Origin of the sequence: Pseudomonas sp. YQ_5, from assembly GCF_043103305.1 — a bacterium.
Lineage (GTDB): Bacteria > Pseudomonadota > Gammaproteobacteria > Pseudomonadales > Pseudomonadaceae > Aquipseudomonas > Aquipseudomonas putida_Y.
Map to the genome: position 1 here is coordinate 88,337 of NZ_JBICJS010000097.1, position 14,556 is coordinate 102,892.

The following is a 14,556-nucleotide window of genomic DNA, read 5'->3' on the forward strand; positions in this document are numbered from 1 at the left end:
AGGGATATCAGGCCCTGGGTGGTTCCTTCTCGAACAGCTGGCGCATGACTTCCAGGTAGCGCCGCGCGCCCAGGCCCAACGGGCGCGACTTGATCCAGATAATGTCTACCCACAAGCGCAGGCGGCTGGCCATATTGTCGAAGCGCACCTCGGCGAGTGCGCCCGAGGCAATCAGCGGTTCAACCAATGGCTGCGGCAGGTAGGCCCAGCCCAGCCCGGACTGCACCAGATCCAGCGTGGCCAGGTAGCTGTCGGTCAGCCAGATGCGCCGGGACAGGACCATGCGCGGGTCCGATCCGGTGGCCTTGCCCGAGGCCACGATGATCTGCCGTTGTTCGGCAAAGGCCTCCTCCGGCAGTGGCGTACCGCTGTTCTGCCCGGCCGGATGGCGCGGTGACGCTACGGCCACCAGCAGTTGGCTGCCGGCTTCGAGGAATGACTCGCGCTCGTCGATGCCGGGCCGTTCGAACACCAGGGCCAATTGCACACTGCCGTCATGCAGCAGGCGAATGGCCTCGGTCTGGGTGGCCGAACGTACCTCGACTTCCAGGCTGGGAAATGCCTGGGCGAGGATTTCCAGCGGTTGGTTCCAGGGGCCGGTCTGCAACTCGGGCGCCATGGCGATGGTCAGGCGTTTTTCCAGGCCTTGGTGCAGTTGCAGGGCCTGGGCGTCGAGCAGGTTGAGCTGGCAGATCACCTGCCTGGCCTGGGGTTCAAGGGCCAGGGCCGCGCTGGTGGGCAGGGCCTTGCGCGTGGCCCGGTCGAACAGCGGCAGGTCCAGCTCGGCCTCAAGCTGGGCGATCGCCATGCTCACGGCTGAAGGCACACGGCCCAGCTTGCGGGCGGCGGCGGAGAACGAGCCGGCGTCCAGCACTGCGAGGAAAATTGCCAGGGAGTCGCTGGAGAAGGCCATGTTCGGTGAACCTGATGTTGGGGCGTTGTGAGCGAATAGTAATGGATGGGATTGCGAAGGGTAGGGTTTGAAGTATTCGGTGTTTGTGAGATCGAACGCCGCCTGTATGGCGGTAGAGGTGCGTCGCCTGTGAGATCGAGCGCCGCCCGCGCGGCGCATCGCGAGCTGCGCTCGCTCCTACGTTTGTTTCTGGCCAGTAACGCCAGTGGCAGGCGCGCGCGACCGTTTTGTTTGTACGACGCGATAGCAAGCCACGCCCCAAGGCGTTCGCGCGCAGATTCCCCAGGAATGATTGGCCCGAAACAAACGTAGGAGCGAGCGAAGCTCGCGATGCGCCGCGCGGGCGGCGCTCGATCTCCCAGGCGCTGAACCTCTAAAGCCCAACACCCCCACCCAAAACCCTACAGCCCTTCACCCAGCACCCGGTCAATACAATCAACAAAGTAATCCACGCTGGCCCGGCTGGTACACATCGGCGGTTTGATCTTGAGGATGTTCAGGTAGTCGCCAGTTGGCTGCATGAAGATACCCAGATCCCGCAGCCGGTCGCACAGCAGCATGGTCTCTTCGGTGGCCGGCTCCAGGGTGTCGCGGTCGCGCACCAGCTCCAGCCCCAGGTAGAAGCCCGAACCATGCGCCGCACCGGCCAGCGGATGCTTGTCGACCAGCGCCTGCAAGCGTGCCTTGAAGTAGCGCCCGGTGTCGCGGGCGTTGTCCCACAGGCCTTCCTCCCGCATGACATCCAGCACCGCCATGCCGATGCGGCAACTGACCGGGCTGCCACCGGCCGAGGAAAAGAAGTAGCCCTCGGCCTCCAGCGCCTCGGCGATTTCGCGACGGGTGATGACCACGCCCAGTGGCTGGCCGTTACCCATGCCCTTGGCCATGGTAATGATGTCCGGAACCACGCCCTGTTCCTCGAAGCCCCAGAAGTACTCGCCCAGGCGGCCATAACCCACCTGCACTTCGTCGGCGATGCACACCCCGCCGCGGGCGCGGACCTTGGCATAGGCGTCGCGCAGGTAGCCTGCGGGCAGCGAGATACCGCCGGCATTGCCGTACACCGGCTCGCAGATGATGCCCGCCAGCTGACGGCCACGGGCGTCGAGGTCTGCCAGCTTGGCGTCGACGTCTTGCAGGTAGTCGGCGGCGCTGTCGGCCCCGCGGAAACGACCGCGGAAGGTGTTCGGTGCTTCGACCGGGTGTACCCAGTCCGGGCGGGTTTCCAGGGCTTGCGGGTTGTCGGCGATCGACGTGGAGATGGCATCGGTAGCCACTGACCAGCCGTGGTAGGCCTCCAGCACGCTGAGCAGGTCGCGCCCGCCGCTGTAGGCCCAGGCCAGGCGAATCGCCAGGTCGTTGGCCTCGGTGCCGCTGTTGACCATGAACACTCGGTCGAAACCTTCGGGGGCCAGGTCCAGCAGGCGTTCGGAGAACTCGGTGATCGCCGCGTAATGGAAGCGCGAGTTGGTGTTCAGCAGTGACCACTGCCGCGCCGACTCGGCAACCATGCGTGGGTGGCCATGGCCCAGCACCGCGACGTTGTTGAGCATGTCCAGGTAGGAACGGCCCTGCATGTCGATCAGGTAGTTGCGCCAGCCGCGCTCAATGTGCGGCGGTTGCGCGTAGTAGTGCTTCTGCGAGCGGGCGAAGCTGGCATCGCGGCGGGCCAGCAGGGCTTGCGGATCAGGTAGCGGCTCGGCATCGCAATCGAAACCCAATAATGTGGCTGGCGACGGGCACAGGGCCAGCCACGCAGCAGCCTGTGACGGCGTGGCGAAGAAGGGGGGCTGGATGCTGTTATCCAGGCACAGTTGTACGCTGAGGATACTGCCGCTGCTGCCCAGGGGCTGGCCTTTTTCCACGGCCTGGCCGTCTGCCGGTGCGTCTTCCAGGCCTTGCAGCCACAAAGCCCAGTGCACGGTGCGCAGACAGCCACGGCCGTCGCCATGACGCTGCCAGGTGCCGGCTGCTGGCGCTTGCACAGGGCTGCCGTTGGGCACATGCAACTCGACGCCAAGGGCGCAGGTGGCTGGCTCTTCGGGGCGGTCGATATGGGTTTGCGACAGGCGATATTGCCCGTGCAGGCTGCAGGCCGGTGCGGCTTGCGAGGTCAGCAGTTGCTGGTCGTAACCGGGTTGTTCCCAGTTACCGGCCTCGAAGTGTTCGCTGAGTACCCCCAGGTCCACCCGTGTGACAGCCTGCCCGGCCAGCTCGGGGAGCAGGGGGGCGCAGCCGTTCAAGTCCGGCGCCGCGGGTTGCAGGCCCGCAGCCTGCAGAATGGCCGCCTCCATCAGGGCGAAAGGCACGGCGGTGGCCGTGTCGAAAATTTCCCATTCGTGGGCAATGTTGTCGCGGGTGTACTGGTTGCCCGGGTCGACGGCTAGCTGTTGTTCGCTGCTCAGCACCAGTACGGCAGCGCGGTTCAGTACCAGCGGCCACAGGGCGCGCAGTTCGGCCTCGGTCAGCGGGTTGAGCGCCTGGTAGGCCTGCACGGCTGGGAGGATGCGCAGCGGGTCGCCCTCGGCGTGGTGCAACAGCGCAGCGCAGGTCACCGACAGGTCGGCGATACGCCAGGTGCGCAGCAGGTCGCCAAAATCGATCACGCCTTGCAGTTGCCACTGACGCTGGGCATCACGGGCCCACACGGTGTTGTCGTCGGTGATGTCCAGGTGCACGGCCTGACTGGGCAGTTGATCGACCAGCGGCATCAGGCGCTCGTTGGCCTGTCGCGTGGCGTGTTCGATGCGGGCGCGTAGCCCACTGTCCTGCAGCACCGGTAGCAGGTGATCGATCAGTGCCCCGGCATGCTGCGGGTCCCATTGCAAGGTGCGCGCAAGGCCTGGGTGGTCGAAATGGGCAAGCGCCTTGTCCAGCTTTGCACAGAGCCCGCCCAGCTCGGCCATCAGGCGTGGCTCCATGTGCTTGAGGCGGGTCAGCGGTTGGCCTTCGATGTAATCGAGCAGGCGCAGGCGCAGTGGTTGCGCGTCGATGTCCAGTTCCAGCAGCCCCATGCCGTTGTGGGCTGAGCGCACGGCGGGTACCGGCAAGCCTTGATCGCGCAGGAAGGCCAGGGCGGCGTGCTGGGCTTCAAGCTCCAGCTGGGCATAGCTGCCGTGGCAGGCCTTCAGCACATAGCCACCTTGCGGCGTGACCACGCGAAAGTTCAGGTCTTGCTGGCTGCCCAGTAGCGACAGGTTGCCGGCAAGGCCGTAGTGGGCCTGCAGCACAGCGTGTGCCTGGGCTTCGCTCAGCGTTGGGCTGGGCAGGCCGGAGCGCTGGATCAGGGTGGCCAGGGCGGGGGAAGCGGGCTGGTGTTGGGGGCTGGACATGGGCTCTACCGTCGGTACTGGGAGGTGACGGTGGAGAATTTATGCCCGATCCGGCTGATGATGGAAGACGATTATTGTCAGAAAAATTGATCACTGCTGTATTGCGTCAGGGCGGCAAGGCGCCTGCCTTGGTTTTTGTGGTGTTGCGTAGATCGAGCGCCGCCCGCGCGGCGCATCGCGAGCAAGCTCGCTCCTACATTTGTTTCGGGCCAATTATTCCTGAGGCAGACGCGCGCGTCCCCTTGGCGCTCAACTCGACATCGTGGGGAACAAACAAGGCGGTCGCGCGCGCGCAGGCACAGGCGATACTGGCCCGAAACAAATGTAGGAGCGAGCTTGCTCGCGATGCGCCGCGCGGGCGGCGCTCGATCTACGCAACGCCGCAAGAATCAAGGCGAACACCCACCCATTCCCTACGAACCCTCAACCTCCAAAAACGCCGCCTCCAGCAACTGCCGGGTATACGGATGCTGCGGCGCATGGAAGATCGCCTGCGCATCCCCTTGCTCCACCACCTGCCCATGCTTGATCACCATCAACTGGTGGCTCAGCGCCTTGACCACCGCCAGGTCATGGCTGATGAACAGGTACGTCAGGTTGTACTTTTGCTGCAGGTTACGCAGCAATTCCACTACCTGCCGCTGCACGGTGCGGTCCAGTGCCGACGTGGGCTCATCCAGCAGAATCAGTGCTGGCTTCAACACCAGCGCCCGGGCAATGGCAATGCGCTGGCGCTGCCCACCAGAGAACTCATGGGGGTAGCGATGCCGCGTGCGCGGGTCCAGGCCTACTTCTTCCAGGGCCGCGATAATCGCCGCTTCCTGTTCCTGCGCGGTGCCAATGCCGTGAATGCGCAACCCTTCACCCACAATGTCCGCCACGCACATGCGCGGGCTCAGGCTGCCAAACGGGTCCTGGAAAACTACCTGCATCTCGCGCCGCAGGGGGCGCACCGCTTTCTGGTTAAGCCCTTCGAGGTTCTGCCCATGAAAGCGAATGCCGCCTTGGCTGGAGATCAGCCGCAAGATGGCCAGGCCCAATGTGGACTTGCCCGACCCGGATTCGCCAACAATGCCCAGCGTCTGGCCCTGGGGCAAGCTGAAGTTGACCCCGTCCACCGCCTTCACATGATCGACCGTGCGCTGCAGAAACCCCTTCTTGATCGGGAACCAGACCTTGAGCTCATCCACCTCCAGCAACGGCGCGCCCACCGGGTTGTGCGCCGGCAGCCCGCTGGGCTCGGCATTGATGAGCATCTGCGTGTAGTGGTGCTGCGGGGCGCTGAACAGCGTGGCGCATTCGGCCTGCTCCACGATCTGCCCGTGCTGCATCACACACACACGATGGGCGATGCGTCGTACCAGGTTCAGGTCATGGCTGATCAGCAACAGGGCCATGCCCAGCCGCGCCTGCAGTTCCTTGAGCAGTTCGAGGATCTTCAACTGCACGGTCACATCCAGCGCCGTGGTCGGCTCGTCGGCAATCAGCAGCTCGGGCTCGTTGGCCAGCGCCATGGCGATCATTACCCGCTGGCGCTGCCCGCCCGACAATTCGTGGGGCAGGGCCTTGAGGCGCTTGTGCGGCTCGGGAATGCCGACCATATCCAGCAGCTCCAGCGTGCGCGCAGTCGCTTCCTTGCCGGTCAGGCCCTTGTGCAGCAGGAGGATTTCGTTGATCTGCTTCTCGATGCAATGCAGCGGGTTGAGCGAGGTCATCGGCTCCTGGAAGATCATCGCAATGCGGTTACCGCGAATGCGTTGCAGGGTCTTCTCGTTCTGCTGCAGCAAGTCCTTGCCTTCGTAGTGGATGCTGCCGCTGGGGTGGCGGGCCAGGGGGTAGGGCAGCAGGCGCAAAATCGAGTGTGCGGTGACCGATTTACCCGAGCCACTTTCGCCCACCAGAGCCAGTGTCTCGCCTTTGCGGATATCGAAGCTGACGCCGCCCACCACCCGGTTGACCTGGTCCCCGGTCACGAACTCCACGGCCAGGTCCCGCACTTCGATCAGGTTCTGTTCACTCATGTCACTTCCTCGGGTCGAAGGCATCGCGGGCGGATTCGCCGATGAACACCAGCAAGCTCAGCATCAGCGCCAGCACGGCAAAGGCGCTGATACCCAGCCACGGGGCCTGCAGGTTGGACTTGCCCTGCGCCACCAGTTCGCCCAGCGAGGGCGAACCGGCAGGCAGGCCGAAGCCGAGGAAGTCCAGGGCGGTGAGGGTGCCGATGGCGCCGGTGAGAATGAACGGCATGAAGGTCATGGTCGAGATCATGGCATTAGGCAGGATGTGCCGGTACATGATCGCCCCGTTGCGCATGCCCAGCGCGCGAGCGGCGCGCACGTATTCCAGGTTGCGTCCGCGCAGGAACTCGGCGCGTACCACGTCCACCAGGCTCATCCACGAGAACAGCAACATGATGCCCAGCAGCCACCAGAAGTTGGGCTGCACGAAGCTGGCCAGGATGATCAGCAGGTACAGCACAGGCAGGCCGGACCAGATTTCCAGAAAGCGTTGCCCGGTCAGGTCGACCCAGCCACCGTAGAACCCCTGCAGGGCGCCGGCGATGACGCCGATGATGGAGCTGGCCACGGTCAAGGTGAGGGCAAACAGAACCGAAATGCGGAAGCCGTAGATCACCCGTGCCAGCACGTCGCGGCCCTGGTCGTCGGTGCCCAGCCAGTTGTCCGCCGAAGGTGGGGCAGGGGCGGGGACACGCAGGTCATAGTTGATGCTCTGGTAGCTGAACGGGATGGGCGCCCACAGCACAAAGCTGTCTTTCTTCGCCAGCAGCTCGCGGATGTAGGGGCTCTTGTAGTTGGCTTCCAGCGGGAATTCGCCGCCGAAGGTGGTTTCCGGGTAGCGCTTGAACGCCGGGAAGTACCATTCGCCGTCGTAACGTACGGCGATCGGTTTGTCGTTGGCGATCAGCTCGGCGCCCAGGCTCAGCCCGAACAGAATCAGGAACAGCCACAGTGACCACCAGCCACGGCGGTTGGCCTTGAAACGCTCGAAGCGCCGGCGGTTGAGGGGGGACAAGGCCATGTCAGTGCTCCCGGCTGGCAAAGTCGATGCGTGGATCGACCAGGGTGTAGGTCAGGTCGCCGATCAGTTTCACCACCAGCCCTAGCAGGGTGAAGATGAACAGGGTACCGAAGACCACCGGGTAGTCGCGGTTGATGGCCGCTTCGAAACTCATCAGGCCCAGGCCGTCGAGGCTGAAGATCACCTCGATCAGCAAGGAGCCGGTGAAGAAGATGCCGATGAACGCCGAAGGGAAGCCGGCGATCACCAGCAGCATGGCGTTGCGGAACACGTGGCCGTACAGCACCCGTGATCGGCTCAGGCCCTTGGCCTTGGCGGTGACCACGTACTGTTTGTTGATCTCGTCGAGGAAGCTGTTCTTGGTCAGCAGGGTCATGGTGGCGAAGTTACCGATGACCAGTGCGGTGATCGGCAGTACCAGGTGCCAGAAGTAGTCCAGCACCTTGCCGGTGGTGCTCAGTTCGTCGAAGTTGTTGGAGGTGAGGCCACGCAGGGGGAACCAGTCGAAGTAGCTGCCACCGGCGAACAGCACGATCAGCAGGATGGCGAACAGGAACGCCGGGATGGCGTAGCCGACGATGATCGCCGAGCTGGTCCACACGTCGAAGTGGCTGCCGTGGCGCACGGCCTTGGCGATCCCCAGCGGGATCGACACCAGGTACATGATCAGCGTGCTCCACAGCCCCAGCGAGATCGAAACCGGCATCTTCTCGGCGATCAGGTCGATCACCTTGGCATCGCGGAAGAAACTGTCGCCGAAGTCCAGCCGGGCGTAGTTCTTGATCATGATCCACAAGCGTTCGGGTGGCGACTTGTCGAAGCCGTACATGCGCTCGATTTCAGCGATCAGCGCCGGGTCCAGGCCCTGGGCGCCGCGGTAGTTGGAGCCGGCCACGGAAACCTCGGCGCCGCCACCTGCAATGCGGCTGGTGGCGCCTTCGAAGCCTTCGAGCTTGGCGATCATCTGCTCGACCGGGCCACCGGGGGCGGCCTGGACGATGATGAAGTTGATGATGAGGATGCCGAACAGGGTCGGAATGATCAGCAGCAGGCGGCGCAGGATGTAGGCCAGCATCTCAGTTGGCCTCGTCCACAGGGTCTTCGCTGACCGCCGGAGTTACCTCGGGCTTGATCCACCAGGTGTCGATGCCGATGTCGTACTTGGGCGACACGTTCGGGTGGCCGATGTGGTTCCAGTAGGCCACACGCCAGGTCTTGATGTGCCAGTTGGGGATCACGTAGTAGCCCCACAGCAACACGCGGTCGAGGGCGCGGCAGTGGTCGATCAGGCTCTGGCGCGAGTCGGCGTTGATCAGCTGTTCCACCAACTGGTCAATGGCCGGGTCGCGCAGGCCTATGAAGTTGCGGCTGCCGGGGTTGTCGGCGGCGGCACTGGACCAGAACTCGCGCTGTTCGTTGCCCGGCGAATTGGACTGCGGATAACCGCCGACGATCATGTCGTAGTCCCGAGAACGCAGGCGGGTGATGTATTGCGAAACGTCGACCCGGCGGATGTTCAGCTCGATACCGAGGTCGGCAAGGTTGCGTTTGAAGGGCAGCAGGATGCGCTCGAACTCGGTCTGCGCCAGCAGGAATTCGATGCTTACCGGCTTGCCTTGGGCGTCGACCATCTTGTCGTCGACGATTTTCCAGCCCGCGTCCTGCAACAACTTGTAGGCCTGGCGCTGTTGCTCGCGGATCATGCCGCTGCCGTCACTGACCGGGTTGTGGAAGACCTCGGTAAACACTTGCTCGGGCACTTTGCCGCGCAGTGGTTCGAGGATTTTGAGCTCGTTGGGGCTGGGCAGTCCGTGGGCGGCCATTTCCGAGTTGTCGAAGTAGCTGCTGGTGCGGGTATAGGCGCCGTTGAACAGCTGTTTGTTGGTCCACTCGTAGTCCAGCAGCAGGCTCAGTGCCTGGCGCACGCGAACATCCTGGAACACCGGGCGGCGGATGTTGAAGATGAAACCCTGCATGCCGGTGGGGTTGCCGTTGGGCAGCTCCTCCTTGATCAGGCGACCCTCGCGCACGGCGGGCACGTCGTAGGCGGTGGCCCAGTTCTTTGCGCTGACTTCCAGGGCATAGTCGAACGCCCCGGCCTTGAGTGCTTGAAGGGCGACGGTGGTGTCGCGGTAGGAGTCGAAGGTCATGACATCGAAGTTGTAGAAGCCCCGGTTGATCGGCAGGTCCTTGGCCCAGTAGTCCTTGACCCGCTCGTAGCGCACCGAGCGCCCGGCCTTGACCTTGGCGACCTTGTACGGGCCGCTGCCCAGCGGGATCTCCAGGTTGCCGCGGTTGAATTCGCGGTTTTCGTACCAGTGCTTGGGCAATACCGGCAACTGGCCGAGAATCAGCGGCAGTTCGCGGTTGTTGGTGTGCTTGAACTTGAACAGCACCTTCAGCGGGTCTTCGGCAACCACTTCGGCAACGTCGGCGTAGTACTGGCGGTACAGCGGGGCGCCGTCCTTGATCAGGGCGTTGAACGTGAACACCACGTCGTCGGCGCGCATGGGGTGGCCGTCATGAAAACGCGCTTCGGGGCGCAGGTAGAAGCGCACCCAGCTGTTGTCCGGGGCCTTTTCGATCTTGCCGGCAACCAGGCCATATTCGGTGAACGGTTCATCCTGGCTCTGGCGCATCAGGGTGTCGTAGATAATGCCGATGTTCTCGGCCGCCACGCCTTTGTTGATGAACGGGTTGAGGCTGTCGAAGCCGCCGAAGCTGGACTGGCGGAAGGTGCCCCCCTTGGGCGCATCCGGGTTGACGTAGTCGAAGTGCTTGAAGTCGGCGGGGTACTTGGGTGGCTCATCGTAAAGGGTGAGCGCGTGCTGCGGTGCGGCCAGCGCGGGAAGGCTCAGGCAGGCGAGCAACAGGCTGCCTGCCAGCCGGCGCAGACGGTGCGTTGGCGTCATTGGGCTTTCTCCGAAGTCTTGATCCACCAGCTGTTCAGCCCAAGGGTGTAGGGCGGCGTGGTGACGAAGGCGAACCGGTTGCGGTAGGCCAGGCGATGGTTGTCGAGGTACCAGTTGGGGATCATGTAGTAGTGCCATGAAAGCACGCGGTCCAGGGCGCGGGCAGCGGCGACCTGGTCATCGCGGGTACGGGCGGCGAGCAGGGTGTCGAGCAGGTGGTCGACTACCGGGTCCTTGACCCCAGCATAGTTCTTGCTGCCCTTTGTCGCGGCCTGGCTGGAATGGAAGTAAAGCCACTGTTCGAGGCCGGGGCTCAGGGTCTGGTTCAGTGTCATCAGAATCATGTCGAAATCGAACTGGTCCAGGCGTTGTTTGTACTGGGCGCGGTCCACGGTACGCAAGCGCGCATCGATGCCGATGCTGGACAGGTTTTCGACATAAGGTTGCAGGATGCGTTCAAGGTTGGGGTTTACCAGCAGCAGTTCCATGCGTAATTGCTGGCCCTTGCTGTTGACCAGGCGCTGGCCGTGCAGCTTCCAGCCGGCCTCGGCGAGCAGGCCCAGGGCCTGGCGCAGGGTCTGGCGGCTGATACCCCGGCCATCGGTGTGGCTGACCTTGTAGGGTTCGCTGAACAGCTTGGCGGGCAACTGGTCACGGAACGGCGCCAGCAGCAGCCACTCCTTGCCGGTGGGCAGGCCGCTGGCGGCGAACTCGCTGTTGGGGTAGTAGCTGGTCGAGCGGCGGTAGGCGCTGCTGAACAGCGCGCGGTTGGTCCACTCGAAGTCCAGCATCAGCCCCAGTGCCTGGCGTACCCGCGGGTCGCTGAACGCGGCCCGGCGGCTGTTCATGAACAGGCCCTGTGTTTGCGTGGGGATGCTGTGCGGGATTTGTGCCTTGATCACTTCACCCCGGCGCACGGCAGGGAAGTTGTAACCGTTGGCCCAGTTTTTTGCCTGGTGCTCGATATAGATGTCGAACTCGCCGGCCTTGAATGCTTCGAAGGCCACCGTGGCGTCGCGATAGAACTCGTATTCCACCCGATTGAAATTGTACTTGCCACGGTTGACCGCCAGGTCTTTGCCCCAGTAGTTCTTCACCCGTTCGAACACCAGGCGTCGCCCGGGTTGTACCTGGGTGATGCGGTAGGGGCCGCTGCCCAACGGGGGCTCGAAGGTGGTGGCCTTGAAGTCGCGCTTCTGCCAGTAGTGTTTAGGCAGCACAGGCATTTCGCCCAGACGCAGAATCAGCAGCGGGTTGCCGGCGCGTTTGAACACGAAGCGGATGCGTAGCGGGCCGAGGATATCTACCCGCTGCACTTCCTGCAGGTTGGTGCGGTAGATCGGGTGGCCATCCTTGAGCAGCGTGCGGTAGGAGAAGGCCACGTCAGCCGAGGTGATCGGCTGGCCGTCATGCCAGCGGGCCTCCGGGCGCAGGTTGAACACCACCCAGCTGCGGTCCTCGCTGTATTCCACCGAGCGGGCGATCAGGCCGTAGCTGGAGGTCGGCTCGTCACCAGACGGGTCGTATTGGCCGGTGCCTACCATCAGTGGCTCGTTCAGCTCGCTGATGCCGTACTGCTGGAAGTTGGGCGTGGTAATCGGGCTCGACCCCTTGAAGGTGTAGGGGTTGAGTGTGTCGAAGGTGCCAAAAGCCATGGCCCGCAATGTGCCGCCCTTGGGCGCTTGCGGGTTGACCCAGTCGAAGTGGGTGAAGGTGGCTGGGTACTTGAGCGTGCCGAACTGCGCGTATCCGTGGCTTTCGCTCACCATCGCGGCTGCGGGAAAGCTCAAGGCCAGGCTGAGTGACAGCAGGAGGGGACGTATCAAGTCGGCATCCGATCCAGAGGCGTTGGGCTTTGATCGAGTACAGTAACAGCTTGGTGGGATTGGAAAAAGAGAGGGGCTGGGGTTTTCCAGTGGCTGGGTTTTCAGGCCCATTCGCGGGCACGCCCGCTCCCACAGGTACGGCACTGGCTTTCAGGGCTGTGAAAAACCTGTGGGAGCGGGCGTGCCCGCGAATGGCTGCAAAGCAGCCCCTGTAACGACTCAATGCCCGACGTAGACGGTCAGTGTCTGGCCTGGCTTGAGGGCGTGGCCGCTGCGTGGGTTCCAGCGCTTGAGGTGCTTCATTTCCACATTGAAGCGCTTGGCCACCAGGTACAGGGAGTCGCCCTTGCGCACCTTGTATTTGGTGGAGCGCTTTCCGGATGCTGCGACCCGGTTGCCGGCGGCGCTCGGAGCACTGCCACCACGCAGGGCCAGAACCTGGCCAGCGCGCAGACTGTTGCCGGACAAGCGGTTCCAGCGCTTGATGTCCTTGACCGATACGCGGTTGGCCCTGGCGATGACGCTCAGGTTATCGCCACGCTTGACCCGGTAGCTGCGTGCCGCCACCGGTGCCTTGGCTTCAGCCACAGCTCGGGCAAACGCTGCTTTCGGTGGTTGCAGGCTGACCAGCTGCTCGGGGTTGAGGTTGGACAGGCTGGCACTGAGCAACTGCGCCTTGGCGGTGGGCACCAGCAGCTGTTTCGGGCCATCGACGGTCATGCGCTTCTTGAATGCCGGGTTGAGCTGGATCAGCTCGTCCTCGTCGATGTTGGCGAAGGCCGCGACCCGGGTAAGGTCCAGGCGATCTTTGATCGCCACCGCTTCGAAGTACGGTTCGTTGGCGATCGGGGTGAGATTGATGCCATAGGCTTCTGGCGTGGACACCACCTGCGACAGCGCCAGCAACTTGGGCACGTAGTCGCGGGTTTCCTGTGGCAGCGGCAGGTTCCAGTAGTCGGTCGGCAGGCCGAGCTTTTCGTTGCGCTCGATGGCTCGGCTGACGGTGCCTTCGCCGGCATTGTAGGCCGCCAGGGCCAACAGCCAGTCGCCGTTGAACATGTCGTGCAGGCGGGTCAGGTAATCCAGCGCGGCGTTGGTCGACGCGGTGACATCGCGGCGGCCGTCATAGAAATTGGTCTGGCGCAGGTTGAAGTGACGACCGGTAGCCGGCATGAACTGCCACATGCCGGCAGCGCTGGCGCGTGAGTAGGCCATGGGGTTGTAGGCGCTTTCGATGGCGGGCAGCAGGGCCAGCTCCAGCGGCATGTCGCGTTCTTCAAGGCGTTCGACGATGTAGTGCAGATAGAGGCTGCCACGTTCCCCGGCGCTTTCTATGAAGGACGGGTTGCTGGCGAACCACAAACGCTGCTGCTCGATGCGTGGGTTGACATCGATGCTGTCCTGCAGGGCGAAGCCCTGGCGCATGCGCTCCCAGACATCCTGCGGTGCCTGCTCGGCCGGTTTGACCAGCAGCGGGGAAGGTTTGTGTTTGATCCGCGCCTGGTAGTTGTGCGCGCGAACGCTATCGGATTCGTCGAGCTGACGGGTGCTCTGGCAGCCCACCAGCGTGGCTGCCAAGGCCAGCGCACTGATTTGGGCCAGGCGCGTCAGGGCGACGGAATGAGAGGTTCTGCGGCTACGGGAAGACATCGGCTGACACAGGTATCCGGGCGAAAAATTTCGGCGATTCTAGAAACCGCTCCGGCCCCGGTCAACCTTTGACCCTCACTTGCGATATATCTTGCGGTTATCAGAAGCTGTCCTTCCAAGACCTCAAGGCAGCAAAAACAGCGACATGCGAGGTGTTTGAATGTCCCTTCCATTCGTCTGCTTTTTGTTTAACTAATGTTTCAGAGGTACGCAGAAAGGGGTTGGTCAGGCGCTCCAGGCCAATCGTTGAGGGCAGGCTGATGCGATTTTCGGCGCGTAAACGGGTAACGTCCTCAAACCGTTGCTGAACGTGCGGGTTGCTCGGCTCTACAGCTTTGGCGAAGCGCAGGTTGCTGAGGGTGTATTCATGGGCGCAGTACACTTCTGTTTGCGCTGGCAGGGCCGCCAGGCGGGCGAGGGCGGGCTGCATCTGTTCGGGTGTACCCTCGAACATGCGTCCGCAACCGGCGGCGAACAGGGTGTCGCCACTGAACAGGACGGGCGTTGCTGGCTGGTCGCTGAAGAAGGCGATATGCCCCAGGGTGTGGCCGGGTACTGCCAGTACCTGGAATGTCACACCCAGCACGTCGACCCTGTCGCCTTCGTCCAGTGCCAGGTCGCGGCCGGGAATGCGCTCGTTGGCCGGGCCACAGACCCGTGCACCGGTCAATTGCCTGAGCCGTTCCACCCCGCCGACGTGGTCATTGTGGTGGTGGGTGACTAGGATGTCGCTCAGCACCCACTCGGGGTTGGCAGCCAGCCAGCGTTCCACCGGGCCGGCATCGCCCGGGTCGACCACCGCACAACGGCGTTTGGCAGTATCCTGTAACAACCAGATGTAGTTGTCGGAGAAAGCGGGGAGAGCATCGATCTGTATCATG

The 14,556-nt window shown here is 63.4% G+C and carries 9 protein-coding genes; all 9 read right to left on the reverse strand.

What is annotated here, in order from left to right; all coding sequences use genetic code 11:
* Positions 1–7: 7 nt before the first annotated feature.
* The 9 genes from ACF8EA_RS23255 to gloB all read right to left on the reverse strand — a co-directional run bounded on the left by ACF8EA_RS23255 (position 8) and on the right by gloB (position 14,555).
* Entirely contained in the window at positions 8–913 is a 906-nt protein-coding gene (locus ACF8EA_RS23255; RefSeq protein WP_021785494.1) for a LysR family transcriptional regulator, read from the reverse strand.
* A gap of 401 nt (positions 914–1,314) precedes the next feature.
* Positions 1,315–4,245, reverse strand: a complete 2,931-nt coding sequence (locus ACF8EA_RS23260) for an aminotransferase (RefSeq protein ID WP_392523415.1) — start codon at positions 4,243–4,245, stop codon at positions 1,315–1,317.
* 413 nt (positions 4,246–4,658) lie between these two features.
* Positions 4,659–6,266 (reverse strand): ABC transporter ATP-binding protein, encoded by a 1,608-nt coding sequence (locus ACF8EA_RS23265; RefSeq protein ID WP_392523416.1) that lies wholly within the window; start codon positions 6,264–6,266, stop codon positions 4,659–4,661.
* 1 nt (position 6,267) lies between these two features.
* Positions 6,268–7,287, reverse strand: a complete 1,020-nt coding sequence (locus ACF8EA_RS23270) for an ABC transporter permease (RefSeq protein ID WP_021783281.1) — start codon at positions 7,285–7,287, stop codon at positions 6,268–6,270.
* A gap of 1 nt (position 7,288) precedes the next feature.
* Positions 7,289–8,362 (reverse strand): microcin C ABC transporter permease YejB, encoded by a 1,074-nt coding sequence (locus tag ACF8EA_RS23275; protein WP_021783280.1) that lies wholly within the window; start codon positions 8,360–8,362, stop codon positions 7,289–7,291.
* Between the two features lies 1 nt (position 8,363).
* Positions 8,364–10,199 carry an extracellular solute-binding protein gene (locus tag ACF8EA_RS23280; RefSeq protein WP_021783279.1) on the reverse strand — a complete coding sequence of 612 codons (1,836 nt, stop codon included), beginning with the start codon at positions 10,197–10,199 and terminating at the stop codon, positions 8,364–8,366.
* A complete protein-coding gene (locus ACF8EA_RS23285; protein WP_252458635.1) occupies positions 10,196–12,025 on the reverse strand; it encodes an extracellular solute-binding protein in 1,830 nt (609 codons plus the stop codon). The genes ACF8EA_RS23280 and ACF8EA_RS23285 overlap by 4 nt, the downstream gene beginning before the upstream one ends.
* 219 nt (positions 12,026–12,244) lie before the next feature.
* Positions 12,245–13,675, reverse strand: a complete 1,431-nt coding sequence (locus tag ACF8EA_RS23290; RefSeq protein WP_021783277.1) for a lytic transglycosylase domain-containing protein — start codon at positions 13,673–13,675, stop codon at positions 12,245–12,247.
* Between the two features lie 100 nt (positions 13,676–13,775).
* On the reverse strand, positions 13,776–14,555 hold the full coding sequence (gene gloB, locus ACF8EA_RS23295) for a hydroxyacylglutathione hydrolase (protein WP_084852343.1): 780 nt from the start codon (positions 14,553–14,555) through the stop codon (positions 13,776–13,778).
* Position 14,556: the final 1 nt, after the last annotated feature.

What these genes read in the sequence shown, in the direction of transcription:
- ACF8EA_RS23280 (WP_021783279.1), bottom strand. Translation starts at nt 10,199, where the DNA reads ATGACGCCAACGCACCGTCTGCGCCGGCTGGCAGGCAGCCTGTTGCTC.
- ACF8EA_RS23260 (WP_392523415.1), bottom strand. Translation starts at nt 4,245, where the DNA reads ATGTCCAGCCCCCAACACCAGCCCGCTTCCCCCGCCCTGGCCACCCTG.
- ACF8EA_RS23270 (WP_021783281.1), bottom strand. Translation starts at nt 7,287, where the DNA reads ATGGCCTTGTCCCCCCTCAACCGCCGGCGCTTCGAGCGTTTCAAGGCC.
- gloB (WP_084852343.1), bottom strand. Translation starts at nt 14,555, where the DNA reads ATGATACAGATCGATGCTCTCCCCGCTTTCTCCGACAACTACATCTGG.
- ACF8EA_RS23265 (WP_392523416.1), bottom strand. Translation starts at nt 6,266, where the DNA reads ATGAGTGAACAGAACCTGATCGAAGTGCGGGACCTGGCCGTGGAGTTC.
- ACF8EA_RS23255 (WP_021785494.1), bottom strand. Translation starts at nt 913, where the DNA reads ATGGCCTTCTCCAGCGACTCCCTGGCAATTTTCCTCGCAGTGCTGGAC.
- ACF8EA_RS23275 (WP_021783280.1), bottom strand. Translation starts at nt 8,362, where the DNA reads ATGCTGGCCTACATCCTGCGCCGCCTGCTGCTGATCATTCCGACCCTG.
- ACF8EA_RS23290 (WP_021783277.1), bottom strand. Translation starts at nt 13,675, where the DNA reads ATGTCTTCCCGTAGCCGCAGAACCTCTCATTCCGTCGCCCTGACGCGC.